Origin of the sequence: Planctomicrobium mucosum, assembly GCF_051466335.1 — a bacterium.
Classification (GTDB): domain Bacteria; phylum Planctomycetota; class Planctomycetia; order Planctomycetales; family Planctomycetaceae; genus Planctomicrobium.
The window spans coordinates 597,772-615,403 of record NZ_CP195793.1 but is presented as its reverse complement, the minus strand read 5'-3'; the positions used below and the strand labels follow the sequence as shown (position 1 = coordinate 615,403).

Genomic DNA, 17,632 nt, shown 5'->3' with positions numbered 1-17,632 from the left:
CAAGACTGTTGGGTAGTCCCTGATTATTGCTGCGAGTATAGCGTATAGTATGCAGCGGCACCCGAATTGGACGTAATTCTTTCAAGCGGAGTAAGTTCTACTCAAGTCTACCTGCCTCCAAAGCAGGAATGACGCTTGTAAAAAGTACCATAAGGGAAATTTTCGGTCTTGGATAGTTTTGCGTATATTTTTTTTGTGATTTTTCAAAAAGGGAGTCCGGGGTTTTGACGCAATCGCCAAATCTCATTTGATTTCCCGCGATTCCGATCGATTGGACCTTGGCGTTGCAAGCATGATTCTATTAACTTGTATGGACTCCTGCTCCGCGGGCAATTTCTCTTGAATCTCAACGCTCGCGGTCAGACCGAAACAACTGTTTGCCTATAAAACCTTCAATTTTCTCAGGGTTAGACCAGAGTGTATCACGGCACCCGTCCCAACTCGGCCCACTTGAACTTAAGAGTCAATGGAAGTGCCGACGCTTGCGTGAACGGACCCCGTCTTCTCGGACAAATCGCGACTGAACTGGCTTCCTCGTGGGATGCTGCACGGTGCTCCCAGATTTCTCAGCCGGTTTGTCAGTTAACGACTCTTCCAGGAATTCAGACTGATTTTTCGCCATCTGTTGTCGGCTCAACCGGATCTGCACTAACGATTCGTGTCTTTGGAGCGTTACTCCGACAACCCTTCGGATCCATGAGACTCTCTCCAGAATTCAGCTTTGCAGCTGGGAGAGACATGGCCGCAATCGATTTTCGATTTGTTTGCGAAACAGCAGCCGCTAGGGAGACCGCCGCCTTGTGCAAGATGCATCCTGTTCGTCCCTACAGACGAAGAGAGATCCATGAAAAAAGAAATGCTGATCAATGTGCTTCAGCCAGAAGAAAGTCGAATTGCAATTGTTGAAGATGGAGTTCTGGAAGAACTCTATGTCGAACGATCCAGTGCTGAAGCGTACGTCGGAAACGTCTACAAGGGTCGCGTAGTCAATATCGAGCCAAGTATTCAAGCTGTCTTTGTCGACTTCGGAGTCGGACGAAACGGCTTTCTTCACGTCAGCGACGTGGAATATCAGTACTACAAGCATCTGCTCGATGAACGGGAACGCAACGAAGTTGAGAAGGGGAGAAACTCCAAACTCAACGAACGTAGCTCACGTAATAAGCCCCCCATTCAGGAAATCTTTCAGCGTGGCAGCGAAGTTCTGATTCAAGTCATTAAAGAGGGGATCGGAAACAAAGGACCGACCCTTTCGACATACATCAGCATTCCCGGTCGCTATCTCGTGCTGATGCCAGGTCTGAACAGATTGGGAATCAGCCGCAAGATCGAAGATGAGGATGTTCGTCGCAATCTGCGCAAGATCCTGAAAGCACTTAGTCCGCCTGCTGGTCTCGGGTTCATCATTCGTACCGCCGGTGTTGATCGAACCGAAAAAGATCTTCAGCGGGATATGAACTACCTGCTCCGTTTGTGGAAGACGATCGTTCGACGATTGGGGAATACTCCATCGCCTGTCGACATCTACGAAGAGAGTGACATGATCACCCGGACAATCCGGGATATCTACCACACCGACATCGAAGCGATTCATATCGATGAGCCAGTCGCCTTTGAAAAGGCTCGCGAGTTCATGAAGGTGGTGCTTCCAAAGCATGTTGATCGAGTGCAGTTCTACGATGGAAAAGAACCGCTCTTCAATAAGTACAACATTGAAGACGAGATTGAACGCATTCAGAGCCGACGCGTTCCACTCAAGTCCGGTGGATCATTGGTCATCGATCAGACTGAAGCTTTGGTTGCCATCGACGTGAACAGCGGAAGCTCTCGTTCAAATGATGACGCTGAGCGTTCAGCCTATCACGTCAACCTAGAAGCAGCTGAAGAGATCGCACGCCAAATTCGTCTCCGCGATCTCGGTGGAGTGATTGTCAACGACTTCATCGATATGCGGGATGAGAAACATCGACGTGGCGTAGAACGCAAGCTTCGCGCCTGTGTCGAGCGCGATCGAGCCCGCACCAAGGTGCTTCGGATCAGTCCTTTCGGTCTGATCGAAATGACCCGCCAGCGTATTCGCCCGTCGCTTCGTCGCAGCACATATGAAGATTGCCCATGCTGCAATGGAAGTGCTCAGGTAAAGACAGCCGAAAGCATGGCGATCGAAGTGGTGCGTTCGCTGATGTTGTCCGCTTCACTGCCAGAAGTCGCTGAGGTTCGCCTGGAAGTTCATCAGCGAGTCGCAGATTACTTAATCAACAAGAAGCGTCGTGAACTGACAAATCTGGAAGAGAAGTACGGCGTCCTGGTACGTGTTCAAACAGGCGCGACGGTCAATCCGTCTCACCTCGTTGTGAAGTGCTTTAACAAACTGGGAGTTCCGCTCAAGGGTGTTGATTTCCCTGCATAGCGAAGCAACTGGTATCCATCGTTTTGAATGCCTGAATCATGATTTGATTCAGGCATTTTCTTTTGAAAATGTAATCCAATTTAGGATGGGGTTGACGTCATCCGCACCTGAAATTACATGGTGATTGTGATAACGATATCGTAACTGGTTCGATCAGATGTGATGGGATTGCCGTATGAAGCGTCGAGAATTCTTAGGTGCGTCGCTCTCTGGGATCGCTGCTGCGTCCGCTCTCGATCTGATTGGCTGCAACCGTAACGTGACCGGAGAAAACTCAGCTCACGCTCACTCGAATGACCCCAATGTCAGACTGGCTCCCGATACGCTGATTTTGACCTGGCAAAAAGACCCTACGACAACAATGACGTTTCAGTGGCTGGATCTCGACACACCAGCGAACGGAGCAATTTACGTCGACGAAGTCGGAAAGGATCTGAAGACTCGCTATGTCACGCAGCTTCGTCCTTATCAGAAGACTGATCACAAGCTGCATCGTCTGGAAGTGGAGGGATTACAGCCGAACACCGACTATCAATTTCGTGTCAGCGGGACGACCGAGGTTCGGAAGTTTCGCACGATGCCCTCTCACGCGACCGATACGATTCAATGGGTCTCCGGGGGGGACTGTGGAACGGGGAGCGCCTGCCGCAAGGTCAATGCAATCGCAGCCATGCAGGATCCTCGATTCGCTTTAATTGGCGGTGACCTTGCTTACGACAACGGGAAGTCTCCAGACACCTTTACAAAGTTTCTGAGAAACTATCATTCCTCGATGGTCGATTCCGCTGGTCGTACCATCCCGATGATTACCTGTATTGGCAATCACGAAGTGGAAGGAGTGACGACAGATCGAAGCCGTTCTCCTCAGTATCTGAGTTTCTTTGACGGCTTCTTTCCAGAACGAACTTACGGCGTGCTCGATATTGGGGACTATCTAAGTCTGGTGCTACTCGATACAGGACATTTGTGTCCTGTCGCTGGTGAGCAGACAGATTGGCTGGAGTCAGCACTGAAGGATCGAGCAGATCGTCAGCACCTGATCGTGGCAGGCCATGTTCCAGCCTATCCTTCTTACCGGGTTCCCGAAGGAAAAGATGGAGCACCCGGAACCGGTTCCAGTCAACGAAAGCACTGGTGCCCATTGTTTGAAAAGTACAAGGTCGATCTCGTGCTGGAGCATCACGACCATACTTTCAAGCGGACGCATCCACTCACTGATGGTCTCCATGACAAAAACGGAGTGCTCTATTTGGGAGATGGGTCATGGGGACAACTACGACCACTCAATGAACCCGAATTGCGGCCATATCTTGCAAGGGTGAGTAGTGCGAATCACATCACCGTGCATCGCCTCGAAGGAGATGATCGTTTCCATGTGGCTCTTGATTTCAATGGACAGGTTGCTGATGTCTGTCATACATTCAGTAAACGGGCATCGCGTCGCGGATAATGTTGACGATAGCAGTCTGCTCGCGACGGCCATCGAAGGGATCAGCTCGGGGAACTCAAACGTTCTCGTTGCTCGATGCAATCGATGGTTGTAATGAACGATTGATTCTGAGAGGGCTATAAATTGGTCGCTATATTGCTGCTAGCTTTGCTGGCTGGGATGGAAGCTGGAATGGAGGAGGTTCGTCAGACTCTTCCAGTGGATCTCACTGTTGCTCCGGAGAAGTGGTCAAACACTGGAGATTACTGGGATAAACACGAGGAGGTCGCTGAGATTGCCAGTACCTGGGACGATGCTCAGATTCAATCGTTGGTACGCTGGTATCTTCTTGAATGCAAAAGTTATGACGACGGATATCTGCAGCGTGTAGCATTGAACTCACTCGGTGAGAAGGTTCATGCTCCTCTGTTTGAGATTCTGAAAAATTCCGAACATCACCACCGGCTCACCCGCTTGAATAATGGGAGTTGGGAAACGCCATTGAGTTGGGCTTGCGATCTTTTGGAAGGTGCAGACCCTGCTTTGCTGATTGAACATCTGGCACCGTTTGTTGACCACTCCTCAACTGACGTGAGAAGTATTGCAATGGAAAGGATTGCATCGACGGGAAGTGCTGCCAGTGTTCCCTACATCACACAGGGGCTCAATGATGAATCACCTGATGTCCTCAACGCTGTTGTCGACGGACTGGAGGCTCTCAGTTACGTCGAAACGATTGATGAAACTGTCGTCGAAGCGGCTTTTCCATTACTGGTTAAGATCATGGGAAATGCCGAGGTCTACTCGAATATTCCGGAAATCTTGCTGAAACTCGATCAGGATCGTGCGATTGAGCTGCTTCTCGACGCAAAAAGTTTCTCTGTGGAGTCGGAGATTCTTGGGGATGTACTTTCTGCTTTTCTGTATTCCGAGACTTCAATTCCTCGAGAGAAGCTCATCAAACTCATTGAGGAACTTCGCCCCCTTTCGGCGGATTACGACTTTTCGACGAGTCTGGAGGACGCGTTGGTCTTACTAGGAGCGCACAAGAATCCGGAGGACCGCGAACTCCTCGAGACACTCATGGATTCCAAAGACTCGGAAGTCGCAAGTGGAGCAGCGCGCGGACTATTGGCCAACCGAGGCTTTGATAACATACAGGTTGCAATCTACTACTTCGAAGACGGCGAATCGTTTCAGGAGATGCCTGATCCTATTCAACTCGTTGTCAGGTTACGTCTTTTGGATGACTCTCTCACGTATGGTTCCTTCCAGGACTACTTCAGAAGTGAAGATGCGGATTCGTGGAAACAGGCCCGTCAAGATTTAGCTGCTATTGGATTGGAGAAAACGGCAGTTGCTTTCGATGCGGCGACTGCAAAGTTTGGTCGCCGTGGTCCACCAACGGACTTCGACACTCGAGTCGAGATGTTAAGCCGAATGACGGATTCTGAAGAGGATCCGTTCGAAGAGGCGGATGAACTCCTCGGAGAGAGTGGCGAACAATTTGCGGTTTATGTGACCAGATACATCCTGAAGAACGAACAGGTGTTTCGTGACTTGCTGGCGAAGTATGAAGCCGCGATGGAGAGTGACGAAGCAGCAGGCGTTGTCGACGGAGCCGAAAAGGACGAAACAGAAGGTCGCACGGAATAGCGGTCTTCATTCAAGTCGACCGAAATAGAAAAACGGCTGTCGCACACACTTTGCGACAGCCGTTTTCTTTGGACTTGATCAACACCCGGGGATGTTTACTTCTTGCTCTTGTGCTGAGCGATGGCTCGTTGCACTGCGCTTCCCATGTCGGCTGGGCTCTGTGCAACCACGACACCGACAGCTTCAAGGGCAGCCTGCTTCTCGGCAGCTGTTCCACTTCCACCAGAGATGATCGCTCCTGCGTGTCCCATGCGCTTTCCTGGAGGAGCTGTTGCCCCAGCGATGAACGCAGCGACTGGCTTGGTCACGTGATCCCGAATGTATTCTGCCGCCTTGATTTCGGCGTCTCCACCGATTTCCCCGATGACGAGAATGGAATCTGTCTCGGGGTCTTCTTCGAACATCTTGAGGAGATCGATGTAGGTGGTTCCGATGATCGGGTCACCACCGATCCCGACAGCTGTCGATTGGCCGAGTCCAACATTTCCCAGCTGCCATGCTGCCTCGTAAGTCAACGTTCCTGACTTGGAGATCAAACCGACGTTTCCGGGCTTGTGGATATAACCGGGCATAATGCCGATCTTCGCCACACCTGGAGTAATGATTCCGGGGCAGTTCGGGCCGATCAGGCGGACGTTTGGTCGTGACTCGAGGAATCGCTTGACCTTGGCCATATCAAGAACAGGAACACCTTCGGTAATGGCGACGATCAGGCGAATGCCAGCGTCTGCCGCTTCCATAATGGCGTCTGCGCAGAATGGAGGTGGAACGAAGATCAGAGATGTGTTGGCGCCTGCTTTGCGAACCGCTTCTTCAACGGAATCGAAAACTGGGAAACCGTCGACTGTTTCGCCACCCTTACCTGGGGTCACCCCACCGACGATGACTTCCTCGCCGGGACGATGTTCGATGGCGTATTCACGGCATTTCTGCGAGTGAAAAAGACCAGCTTTTCCAGTGATTCCCTGAGTGATGAACTTGGTCGACTTGTCTACGAGAATGGCCATGAGTTACCGACTGCCAGTATCTGCGGGAAACGTCCGAAGTTGGACAGGAATATGTTGCGAAGTCACGAACGACTTCAGTGTAAAAGAGACGCTAACTCGACGGAAGCCATGTAAACGGTCTGATGAGAAAATGTCCTGAACTCACCAGAGATTGACTTCGTGAATTTACTCGCGAATTTCGAAAATTCCTTCGATTTCCACGGCGATATTCCCAGGTAATGATCCCATTCCAACAGCACTGCGCGCTCCGACTCCATCTTCGCCGAATAAGTCACGGAACAGTTCGCTGCAACCATTGATGATGGTCGGGTGGCGTTCGAAAGTCGGCACGGAATTCACCATACCGAGGAGTTTGATCACGCGGGAAATTTTATCCAGGCTTCCCAAATGCGCGCGGAGCGTCGCGAGAATCGTCAGGCCGGTCTGGCGAGCGGCTTCAATTCCCTGCTCCTCTGTGAGATCCAGCCCGACTTTGCCTGTGATCAGCGATTTATCAGTCCGCAGCGGACCATGGCCAGAAACATAGATCAAATTGCCGTGATGAACGACTGCCTTATAAATTCCGCCTGCTTTTGGAACGGGTGGCAGTTCGAGTTTCAGTTCAAGCAAACGTGCTTCGGCACTCATGGTTCTCTTTCACAATCTGGATGGATCGGTTTGGACAGTCAGGAATCCGTAAGCACTGTCCCGCTGCTCACCTTACTTCATCTGATCGGTGGAGTCATTAGTCGGGCGATGGCATGCGGACTCCAACAATTTGGAATTCCAACAAAAACGGCCGATCCGAATGTCTCTTGAGAAATGGATGTGTACAATCCGGAAATGCAACGATGCATCTGCATGTGTTGCTGTTGGGCACTGAATGAGATCAGGCGATTTAAGATTTTCTACCGCAGGAGAAGTACGGATGCGAGGCGTTTTCGGGTTAAGTCTTCTGGCGCTTTGGGTGGTCCCTCAGTTGAGTTTCGGCGCAGAGACTGACGCCGACGCCCAGAAAGCTCGGGGAGAGTACCTTGTCCATCACGTCGCAATGTGCGTGCAATGTCACACTCCACGTGATCATGACGGGGAACTTCAGCTGGATGAACATCTTCTTGCAGGGGCTGCGCTCCCGGTGCAGTCTCCGTTCAAGAACAAAATCTGGGGATTCCAGGCTCCCAGCCTGCGCTCAGTCGGACTTCGATGGGGAAATGACAAATTTGTGGCGTTCCTTCAGACGGGGAAGAACCCCAATGGAACAGTTCCCCGTGCTCCAATGCCTCCCTTCCGCATGACTGAAGAGGACGCAAATGCAATTGCGGCCTATCTGAACACGTTGAAGTAGCGTCTGTAGGCCGCGCAAATTGAAATCTGACTCAGAGGAGCGTTCAGGGACTATTCCTGATCTGCTCCTTTTTCATTCTTCTTGCCGATTCTTGGGACGTTTGTCTTTGGGAAGTGCTGGCTCAACGTTGCTTTGATGTGGTCATGCTGCGGGTCGTTCGCGAGATTGGTCCACTCGTACGGGTCGTTCGTTTCGTCATAAAGTTCTTCGTCTCCATTCGCATAACGAATGTACCTCCATCCCTCCGAACGGGCCGTGTGATTGTTCTGCCCGTACGTCGTCACTGCCGGAATGTCCCATTCCGATTTCGGGTCAGTCAGCAGCGCCCGGATGCAATCTCCCTCGACGTGCGATGGCTTCTGAATCCCGCACAGATCGGTGAGAGTCGGGTAAATCGACATGAAATCGACGGTGCGATCACAGACCGAATCCGGTGGAGTCAATCCGGGAACAACCCAGATCAGCGGAGCGCGAGTCGATTCTTCCCAGAGAGCAAACTTCCGCCAATGCTCTTTCTCACCGAAATGCCAGCCATGATCCCCCCAGAAAACGATGATTGTGTTGTCTCGCTCGGGTGACGCTTCATAGGCATCGATCAAGCGTCCGACCATCGCATCACAGTAAGACACTGCTGCCAGATATCCCTGAATTGCTTCTTTCCATCGGCCGGACTCGAGCACCATCTTGTGGTCTCGTTGCGGAGCAGCCATCTTGATCCCGGATGCTGGGACATCATCCAGGTCGTGCTCCTGAATCGGTGGCAGATTGATGCTGTCCAGCGGGTGCATGTCATAGTATTTTTGCGGCACATTCCACGGCATGTGTGGTTTGTGCAAACCGATGGTCAACAGGAATGGTTTGTCGTGCTCCTTGCCGAGTTCATCGATACCGTATTGAACGATTTTCCATTCACGCAGATCTTCGTCATTGCAGTCGAGGGGGGCGAACTTGATCCCTCCGATGCCGGTGTCGCCCGTCGGTTTTGGATCGACACCTTCGTTGCGGTCGTAGTGGTCCCATTCGTTAAACCGGGCATAGCCACCGTGATAAATCTTCCCCGCTCCCAGTACTTCATAGCCGGAATTTCTGAACGTCGTGGTCAGTGGGAGATCTTGTGAAATCGAAAGACGTGAATCGTCGTTGTTGTCGTAGACTCCCGAGGTGCCCGGACGAAGTCCAGACAACACAGCAGCACGCGAAGGATTACAAACTGGAGCAGCGCAGTAGCTATGAGTAAATCGGGTTCCCAGTTTGGCCAGTCGATCGATGTGAGGGGTTTTGGTTTGTCCATTTCGTCCGAGATACCCGACCCAATGATTCAGGTCGTCGACCGCAATGAACAAGACGTTGGGTCTTTTGGGTTCCGCTGACTGAATGAAGGAGTTCGTCATCACGGTGCATGTCGCCATCACCGCGAGTGAAAACCGGAGTAAAGATGTTGTCCAGCGAAGCATCGTTAGCTTTCCGCTTGTTGTTGTGAAATAAAAACAGGGGTCAGCCAGAGCACGTCCGTGACCTGACTGATCCCATTCAAATACGAGGCGAATTACTGAGCTGGGAAGAGTTCGAACTTCACGGAGTCGATCGTTCCTGAGAACTTGTTATTTCCTTTGTAGTCTCCGACTGAACCACGTTCATCCCGTCCCACCTGCAATCCATCCTGTGGTTGCTGGCGGATTAATGTCGCTTGAACGGGGTCAGCTGCCGTGTTGCCGTTCACCGTAAGATGAAGTTTTCCATCCGCGGTCAACTCGCCGACGATTTCGTGCTTCCCCTTGGTGAGCGCAGATCCAGTGATGGAGTGGATCTGCCCATCGTCGCGAATTGCGAGTACCGGTTTTCCGTGATCCAAGTACAGTGCGATTCCGAAAGACGATCCTCCATGAGCCAGGACAACTCCGTTGCTTTCGTCGTTTTTGAGTTCGACATTGGCGGTTACTTTCAGTGCCCGGCCAAATAAGGCAGGTGCTCCGTTTGATCCGAGTCCACCGGTCTTTTCCCAAGTGAAAACTTCAAGTTTGCTGTTGGGCTTCGATGGGCTTTCCGCCCCGTTCCGACTACGAAGTGGAAGAACATTGGCTCGTTCAGCGTAGGCCTGCCATTTGTCAGCAAGTTCTTTGGCACGTTCAGGCTGTTCTGCTGCCAGATCTTTTGACTCAGTGCGATCGAGAGGGATGTTGTAAAGTTCCCATTTGCCGTTTTCTTTAGCGACCAGCTTCCAGTCACCATCGCGAACCGCCCGGTTTCCTTCGTGCTCCCAGAAAATCGGCTGCGTGCGTCCAATGTCTTCGCCGCTGAAGGCTGGGCGAAGTGAAACGCCCTCACGTTGCTTGATTTGCTCGCCAGCATGTTCTTCCGGGTACGTTGCCCCGCTCACGTCAACAAGTGTTGCCATGATGTCGATCAAATGGCCCGGCTGCCGCTCCAACTTTCCGTTGCGTTCCTGAGGGATGCCCGCTGGCCAGTGAGCGATCAATGGAGTCGAAATCCCCCCCTCATGCACCCAATGCTTGTATTCGCGGAATGGAGTATTGCTCACATTCGCCCAGCCTCGCCCATAAGCGATGTACGTGTCCTGTGGTCCGGGCATCACCTTGGTTCCGGTTTTCTCTTCTCCGGTTGAGATTCCTGCTGGCGGTCCCGACTTTTCATCTCGCCCGATCGTTTCTGCACACGCTCCGTTGTCTTGCAGAAAGAGAATCAGCGTGTTTTCGTAGTCCCCGGATTCTTTGAGCTGCGAGACGATTCGACCGATCCCAGCGTCCATGTTGTCGATCATCGCTGCGTAGACTTCGGCGCAACGGGCTTCCCAGGCTTTGTCTTGAACCGCGTCCCAGTTTTCCGCCTGTGGGGAGAGTTCCGTTTCGGGCGGAAGAATGCCTAGTTCCTTCATTCGCTTCAGGCGAGCTTCTCGGTGCGGACCATAGCCATCATCGAATTTACCGTGGAATTTGGCGATATCCTTTTCCAGTGCGTGCATCGGCCAATGTGCTGCCGTGTAGGCGACATAAAGGAAGAATGGTTTCTCAGGAGATTCCTGCTCGTGTTGCTGCAGAAACTTGACTGCGTTATCTGAAATGGCGTCGGTGTAATAGAACTGATCCGGCTTGTATTCCGAGTCGGTGGTCGGCGAAATGATGTCGTTTCCACGAGTGAGCGAGCGAGGGTTGTAGAAGTTTCCTGCACCTGCAATGGTGCCGTAGTACTTGTCAAATCCACGTTGCAGCGGCCAGTTGTGCTTGCTTCCATCCTGTCGCAGATTTGGAGTGACGTGCCATTTCCCGGTCATATAGGTGCCGTAACCGGCAGGGCGTAAGACTTCAGCCAGTGTCACGCATTTCTTGCTGAGGTCCCCGCGGTAACCTTCAGTTCCGTAATCGGAGGTCATGTGACCAATGCCCGCTTGATGCGGGTAGAGTCCCGAGAGAAGAGATGCTCGAGTCGGGCAACAACGTGCCGTGTTGTAGAACTGGGTGAATCGAACCCCCCCGTGTGCCAGTGCGTCGAGATGAGGAGTTTGGAGATCTCCGCCGTACGCACCCAAGTCTGAGAATCCCATGTCGTCGCTCATGATGAGGATCACATTCGGACGCTTGGCTGGGTCTGCTCCGAAAGTCATCGCTGCAGTCCCCTGCAACGCAATGGCTAAAAGAACTGTGAGAAAACTGGAGGGTTTCAACATTCTCATCCTTGCTGGAATGGAATTCCGTGAACTGAAGTCGATGTGAAATTTTTTCGATGGGGACAGAGAGATGCGGTCCCTGAATCGGTTCAGTCAGAATTGATCTCTATTGCCAATTAAATTAACATTGACTGAGTCGTGTGTATATTGTGACGGCCAAGATTTTCCTGGTGAACAAGAATTTAAATGAAGCCGTTTCGATGTCAGTTGAAGACGTTACTTGTTGACAGGAGAGAGAGTTGCGGAAATTTCAATCAGTTGTTGCAGTTGTTGCAGCAGTTGCCGCAGCAGTTTCCATCTTCGGAACGGTTGCAGTCAGCCTTGCTGAAACTCCCCAGCCGAACATTGTATTCATTCTAGCCGATGACCTCGGAGCGACAGATCTCAGCTCCTCAGGAAGCCAATTTTATGAGACTCCCAACATCGATCGTCTCGGTCAGCAAGGGATCACGCTGAGGTCTCACCATCATTGTCAGAACTGCACGCCAACTCGTGCTGCACTCATGTCTGGTCAATATGCTGCACGCACTGGCGTTTACACGGTGGGAAACATCAACCGGTTTGACAGCAGTCAACGTCCGCTGTTTCCGGTCGAGAATGTTCAGGTCCTACCACTTGATCGCAGCACCATTGCCAACCAATTGAAGGAAGTCGGCTATGCGACCGCGCTGTTTGGAAAATGGCATCTGGGCGCACAGGATGGTGCTGACCCCGGTAGCCGTGGATTCGATGAAACTGTTGTCAGTTCGGGTAAACACATCAACTTCACGACCACTCCGAAAATTGAACATGAGGACGATGCGTATCTTGCCGACTTCCTGACAGATCACGCTGTCGACTTCATCGAGCGAAACAAAGAGAAGCCATTTTTCCTGTATCTGCCTCACTTCGGTGTCCATGCTCCGTTTCAGGCCAAGAAGGAACTCGTCGAGCGCTTTAAGAACAAGGCACCTGCTGGGGGACACTTTGATCCAACCTATGCAGCGATGATTTACAGTGTCGATGAAAGCGTTGGTCGTGTTCTGGATACATTGGACAAGCTGAATCTGGCAGAGAACACCATCGTAATTTTCGCCAGTGATAACGGCGGCGTCGGGGGATACTCCCGCGAAGGTATTGAGGGCGGAGCCAAGCAGATTACGGATAATGCTCCGCTTCGATCCGGAAAGGGAAGCCTTTACGAAGGAGGAACCCGCGTTCCTTTCATCGTGAAATGGCCAGGGAAGATTCCGGCGGGTTCTAACAGCGACGTCCCGACGATTCATGTGGACTTCTACCCCACAGTTCTCGAACTGGCACGGGCCCCTGCACCAAAGCATGTTCTGGATGGAGAATCGCTCGTTCCGCTACTCAAAAATCCAGAAGCCAAGCTGAAGCGTGATGCGATTTACCAGCACTTCCCCGGATACCTCGGCGCGGGTCCCGGTCATTATCGCACGACGCCAGTCAGCACGATTCAAAAGGGGGACTGGAAGTTGTTGGAGTTCTTGGAAGATGGTCGCATTGAACTCTACAACTTGCGCGACGACGTCGGTGAGACGACAAATCTCGCAAAAGTAAACACAGCGAAAACGGATGAACTCCACAAACAGCTTGCCGCATGGCGAGACGAAATTGGTGCACCGATGCCGATCCGCAAAAAACCTGATGAGATTGGAGAACCGACCAAAGCCAAAGCTCAGGGGGGCGGCAAGAAAAAAGGGAATAAGGCGAATAGGTCTGAAGAGGTGGATGAAGAATAATTCTCGAGCAGATCATCAATTGTGACGTGGAGCCCCTCGCGGTCGTGACTGCGAGGGGCTCTTTTTTAAGGAGTGTCCAATGATTTCAGGGATAATTGATGCCACGTGAATGATTGTTTGTGAAAAAGTATAAAATTTCATTACAATCAGCGTGGAAAGATTCCTCATGGGCTTGCGGTTGAATCGAAGTCGCCAATCATGCGTGATGAACTCACCCCAGTTGAAATCATCGTGAATCGTGTGCTGCTCGTAGAGAGCGACCGTAATGAAGCCTCCTTTCTCAAGGAGTTTCTGGAAGGACATCATTTTCGAGTCGAATCAGCGCGAGATGCTGGTCAAGCGCGATGTGCTTTCAACATGCATGTGCCAGATTTCGTCATACTTGAAGCGATTCTGGATAAGGACGTTTCCGGCTTCGAAGTCTGCGAACACTTCAAGCGGGAAAACAATCGAGTTCCGGTCTTAATGCTCACTGCGATCGACATGCAAGATGCCCGGAATCTCGCGGCGCGGGTGGGGGTCGACAGGTATCTGACGAAGCCCTATGACCCCAGAGAATTACTGTCCGAGATTCGTAGCGTCGCCGAATTTGTGTGGAGAAAATCGCATCTGAGTCCCGGTCAGCAGTCGATCAGTGAAGATGTGGTCCGCTTCACTTGCCCGAAATGTGAAAAACACCTGAAGGCGAAACCGGCCCACAGAGGTCGATTCTTTATGTGCCCCCGCTGCCAGGATGCGGTCGTGATCCCTCACTGATCCCTCACTGATTTCACGCATAGATTGAAATACGGCATTGGCTGGATGAACTTTTGTCGTCTCCTCCAGAGAACGCCGACGTCAATAAGGAGAGTCGTATGGCTCAATCGCAGATGACCCTTGAAATTCAAACCGGCAAGTACAAAGGGCGGCGTGTCAAACTCGTTCGTGCCGAAACTGTCATCGGCCGCGGCGAGGAATCTGAGATTCGGATCGCCTCAGCGGAAGTGAGCCGGGAACATTGTCGATTGTCGCTCCGTAAAGAAGGGGTTGTGGTTCGGGATCTGGACAGTCGAAATGGGACGTTTGTGGATGGACGTCCCATCGAGGGTGAACGAATCTTGCGTCCTGGCGGGACATTAACTGTCGGACCGCTGACGTTCGTTTTGAGTGGAAACGGGGAAGTTGTCGAGCCGGTCGCTCGAAAGGTTGCAATTCAAGGGAAATTGGCATCGCCGGATGCGTTGTCAGACGCGGATATTGTCGGCTGGTTATCTGATTATGAAATTCCGACGGTAGCGACAACGGTTTCTGAGTCCCCAACCGAAACCGCAATTGTCGCTCACAAGCCCGCTGCCCCCCGGCCACCGGTATCACCACCCGCTGAAAAACCACTTCAGGCAGTTGGAATTCGAAATCGAGAGTTCAAATCTGTGGCTGAAGAGGCCCGCGACATTATTCGCAGACACCTCGAAAGCGTCGCGGAAATTGAAGGCGAGCGGTCTGCCTGAACGGAATTCGTGACATCGGAAATCGCATTTCAATTGTGCTTCGCGGTACAATTCGGTCTGATGCACTCAGTTTTCGAGTCAATTTCATTTCGAACCGTTTTCAGAACGTCTTATGCGCATTATCGCTGGTAAATATCGTCGTCGACTTCTCCAATCCAGCCCCGGCGAAACCACACGTCCGATTACAAGTCGTGTGAAAGAGAGTCTCTTTGAAAACATTTCGAATCGACTTGTCGGAAAGCGAGTCGCTGATGTGTTCGCCGGGACCGGCACAATTGGTCTCGAAGCGATCTCTCGAGGCGCTCAAAGCGTGACGTTTATCGAGAAAGACAAGATCGCGCTGCAGTTACTGAAAGAGAATATCGCCAGTCTGAAATGCGAAGAGGAAACGCTCGTCTGGAGAGCAGATATTCTTCGTTGCTCCTTTCGCCCGAAAGGAAAGCGAGCACCCGGTTTTGCTCCGTTCGACGCGATCTTCTTCGATCCACCCTACAAAATGGTCCCCGGAATGAAGCAAGGGAGTCCACTGTGGCTCGCACTTGCCCGCCTCGCTCGACCTGACGTCAGCACGCCCGGCGCGACGATGATTCTTCGCGTTCCAGAACATGCGAAATACGACCTCCCTTCGCAGTGGGCGGTCGATTGGACTTTGGGAATGTCGAACATGAAGATTCACATCTGCAATCGTGTTGAAAACGCCCCCGCGGTCGACGATGCGGAGTTGCCAGAAGATACGCTGGCTGGCGACGATGTCGCGGATCAGAGTGATGAATAATTCGTGGTCGGCTATGAATCTCGCTTCAACGTTTCCTTGAGCCGGCCCGGGTGCCTTCGCCGGGAGCGCTTATTCCACCACATCATGAGTCCGGTGAAGAAAAGCAGATCAACAGTCAGGCAGGCAAGCAGAGCGATGATCTGCGTCGTTCTGCCGCCGATTGTTCCGACGTGCAGTTGATACGCCCATTCACGTGTCAATTTGTCCGCCAAGCTGGGAGTCCGTTTTGCCGAGTTGAAATCGGGTCGCAGTTCACCCGTTCTTCGATCCATCAAAACAGTGATCGATTCGGTGGCCTGCGAACTTGAACCTCCCGTGGGCTGCAGCCGAATTCTGGCTTCCGGACTCAGTGGCGACCCGAGGAGAAAGTAATGCGGGATCATCCCGGGGTTCGAATCGACTGCTCTCTGCACAAGCTGATCGACGGTGAGTGTCGTGTCGTCATTCGTCAATTCAGGGAGCGGCTCATGAGTGGACTGCGCAGCGGCTTTTGGGCTGCTCAGGGTCTCTCCGCAAATTTGATAGACCAGCGGTTTGATGATCTTTGGATAACTCCAGAGCAATCCGGTTGCGATCATGATGAGCAGCACCGGAGTTGCGATCACCCCGGCAACGCGATGCAGGTCGTACAGCAAAAGATGTTTTGATTGTCGCCAGTGGATCTTGAGCGCAGTGCGCCACAGTCGAGGGCGGGGAACCCAAAGCAGGATTCCGGTAATCAGTTCAAACAACAGCAGCGACGTGCTGATTCCGACGAGTCTCCTTCCGGTTTCTCCTGCACACAGGCGAGTATGAAGAGCCAGTGTGCGATGAAGAATGCCGTTCACGCACCAGGTGGAATTGTCTGTTGTACCAAGAATGTTGCCTGTCCCCGGGTCAACGAAAACGTCAATCCAGAATTCACTCGATGGTTTGATCACGTAGCCCGCATAAAACGGGCGTGACTCCGTTGGAAAGACAAGGTAAGCCCCATTCCAGTCGACGTACGCTGCACGGATGCTCTCGATGGCTTTTTGAGGGCCGACATCCCCTGCTGTGCGCTTCCACTTGTTCTGAGCGAATGCCCAGTTCCGTATGTCGGCGTCAAAGACATACAAGGCCCCTGTCGTGGCGATGAGGGCGAAATGAGCTCCCAAAACCAGCGCCAGAGCCAGGTGGATCTTCCTGCAGATGCGAATCCAATCCGTCACAGAGCAATCTCAACGAGAAAGAAGTGAAAGGACCCCGAAGGCTGGGGCAATTTCGGAGAGTTGAACAGACTGATTGTGGAAAGAAAAGCGGCTTACCGCATTCCTCTGGTACACCCTGCGATTCTTAACAATGCACCGAGTTGTTCGGCCTCCACTCTGGTCAGCAAGCCATTCGACTCGTGGACCATTGCCGGGGAGACGTACCAGCGACCAAGGACTTCGAGGAGGCACTCTGTTGAATCCCCTTCGAAACCATAGTCCTGTTTGAGTGGGACCGCTTCCAGCGGGGGAATGTCCTGAAACTGGGAGAGTAAAAGAAACAGGCCAGCCTGAGAGAATTGGGTGTGCAATACCTGAAGCTTCTTGGCAAGATCATTATTGACGATCTGGCTGCAATGGATCGGACCACGATTCAGAAATCGTCGAACCACATCTGGTTCTGATCGGATCATGCGAGCAGCAGTTTCGCAAGCGGCGTAGACAATGCTTTCGTCGAGAAGAGTGGCAGGCTGCGGAATTGGGGTAATATGCTTGGCCCACGTCTGAAACAGTAATTCGAGTTGTATTTGTGCCGGAACATTCTTCAGAAATGGAACTTCTGTCAGAAATCCAAAATTTCGCTCCGGACAAAGGTCGAGCTGCACCGCCAATTCCAGTCGTTCGCGTGTATCGAGGCACGCGAGGCGGAATGCGATGTAGGTAATTTCAGTACGAGCGAGAGATTGGGAGGCGACGTTAAGCATGAACCTGATCTTGGCAAAACGCGTTCCTAATTTTCTATAGTCTATTTTTATGATTCCTGAATTTTTCGTAACACTCGTCCTTGAAAGGCATTTAGGCCTTTCTAAACGGAGTCTTTGGATGATTGAGAGTATTTTACGTGATTCCTAAAAGCAGCGTGTTGCAAAAAGTGAATCAGGTGGTTTCCAG

At 51.9% G+C, this 17,632-nt stretch carries 14 protein-coding genes; 8 read left to right on the top strand and 6 right to left on the bottom strand.

All coding sequences use genetic code 11. The features are described from left to right. Positions 1-844: 844 nt before the first annotated feature. The 3 genes from SH668x_RS02620 (at position 845) to SH668x_RS02610 (ending at position 5,495) form a co-directional block, all read left to right on the top strand. A complete protein-coding gene (locus tag SH668x_RS02620) occupies positions 845-2,410 on the top strand; it encodes an Rne/Rng family ribonuclease (protein ID WP_437187142.1) in 1,566 nt (521 codons plus the stop codon). A gap of 175 nt (positions 2,411-2,585) precedes the next feature. Further along, a complete protein-coding gene (locus SH668x_RS02615; protein WP_437187141.1) occupies positions 2,586-3,860 on the top strand; it encodes a fibronectin type III domain-containing protein in 1,275 nt (424 codons plus the stop codon). A gap of 171 nt (positions 3,861-4,031) precedes the next feature. Continuing rightward, complete coding sequence (locus SH668x_RS02610; RefSeq protein ID WP_437187140.1) at positions 4,032-5,495, top strand: DMP19 family protein; 1,464 nt, start codon at positions 4,032-4,034, stop codon at positions 5,493-5,495. 95 nt (positions 5,496-5,590) lie between these two features. On the opposite strand, the gene sucD is transcribed toward SH668x_RS02610, so the two are convergent. Together sucD and SH668x_RS02600 are read right to left on the bottom strand one after the other, a co-directional pair. Next, entirely contained in the window at positions 5,591-6,502 is a 912-nt protein-coding gene (sucD, locus tag SH668x_RS02605) for a succinate--CoA ligase subunit alpha (protein WP_437187139.1), read from the bottom strand. 165 nt (positions 6,503-6,667) lie between these two features. Further along, positions 6,668-7,129, bottom strand: coding sequence for a RidA family protein (locus SH668x_RS02600; RefSeq protein WP_437187138.1), 462 nt, complete (start codon positions 7,127-7,129; stop codon positions 6,668-6,670). Between the two features lie 280 nt (positions 7,130-7,409). Between SH668x_RS02600 and SH668x_RS02595 the strand changes: the two genes are divergently transcribed. After that, complete coding sequence (locus SH668x_RS02595) at positions 7,410-7,826, top strand: c-type cytochrome (RefSeq protein WP_437187137.1); 417 nt, start codon at positions 7,410-7,412, stop codon at positions 7,824-7,826. Positions 7,827-7,876: 50 nt separating this feature from the next. Here SH668x_RS02595 and SH668x_RS02590 read toward each other — a convergent pair whose 3' ends face one another. Then, positions 7,877-9,280: a sulfatase gene (locus SH668x_RS02590; protein WP_437187136.1), complete on the bottom strand. Its 1,404-nt coding sequence runs from the start codon at positions 9,278-9,280 to the stop codon at positions 7,877-7,879. 92 nt (positions 9,281-9,372) lie between these two features. Then, a complete protein-coding gene (locus tag SH668x_RS02585; RefSeq protein WP_437187135.1) occupies positions 9,373-11,508 on the bottom strand; it encodes an arylsulfatase in 2,136 nt (711 codons plus the stop codon). 239 nt (positions 11,509-11,747) lie between these two features. Here SH668x_RS02585 and SH668x_RS02580 point away from each other — a divergent pair, with 239 nt between their 5' ends. From SH668x_RS02580 to rsmD, 4 genes are all read left to right on the top strand, one after another. Then, entirely contained in the window at positions 11,748-13,250 is a 1,503-nt protein-coding gene (locus SH668x_RS02580) for a sulfatase (RefSeq protein WP_437187134.1), read from the top strand. A 198-nt stretch (positions 13,251-13,448) separates the two neighbouring features. Then, the gene (locus SH668x_RS02575) at positions 13,449-14,006 is read left to right on the top strand and encodes a response regulator transcription factor (protein WP_437187133.1); all 558 of its coding nucleotides are present in this window, start codon (positions 13,449-13,451) and stop codon (positions 14,004-14,006) included. A gap of 98 nt (positions 14,007-14,104) precedes the next feature. Continuing rightward, positions 14,105-14,737 (top strand): FHA domain-containing protein, encoded by a 633-nt coding sequence (locus tag SH668x_RS02570; RefSeq protein WP_437187132.1) that lies wholly within the window; start codon positions 14,105-14,107, stop codon positions 14,735-14,737. Positions 14,738-14,849: 112 nt separating this feature from the next. Continuing rightward, complete coding sequence (gene rsmD, locus SH668x_RS02565; protein ID WP_437187131.1) at positions 14,850-15,512, top strand: 16S rRNA (guanine(966)-N(2))-methyltransferase RsmD; 663 nt, start codon at positions 14,850-14,852, stop codon at positions 15,510-15,512. Positions 15,513-15,523: 11 nt separating this feature from the next. On the opposite strand, the gene SH668x_RS02560 is transcribed toward rsmD, so the two are convergent. After that, positions 15,524-16,702, bottom strand: a complete 1,179-nt coding sequence (locus SH668x_RS02560; protein WP_437187130.1) for a PepSY-associated TM helix domain-containing protein — start codon at positions 16,700-16,702, stop codon at positions 15,524-15,526. Between the two features lie 92 nt (positions 16,703-16,794). After that, complete coding sequence (locus SH668x_RS02555) at positions 16,795-17,445, bottom strand: hypothetical protein (protein WP_437187129.1); 651 nt, start codon at positions 17,443-17,445, stop codon at positions 16,795-16,797. Positions 17,446-17,632 lie beyond the last annotated feature (187 nt).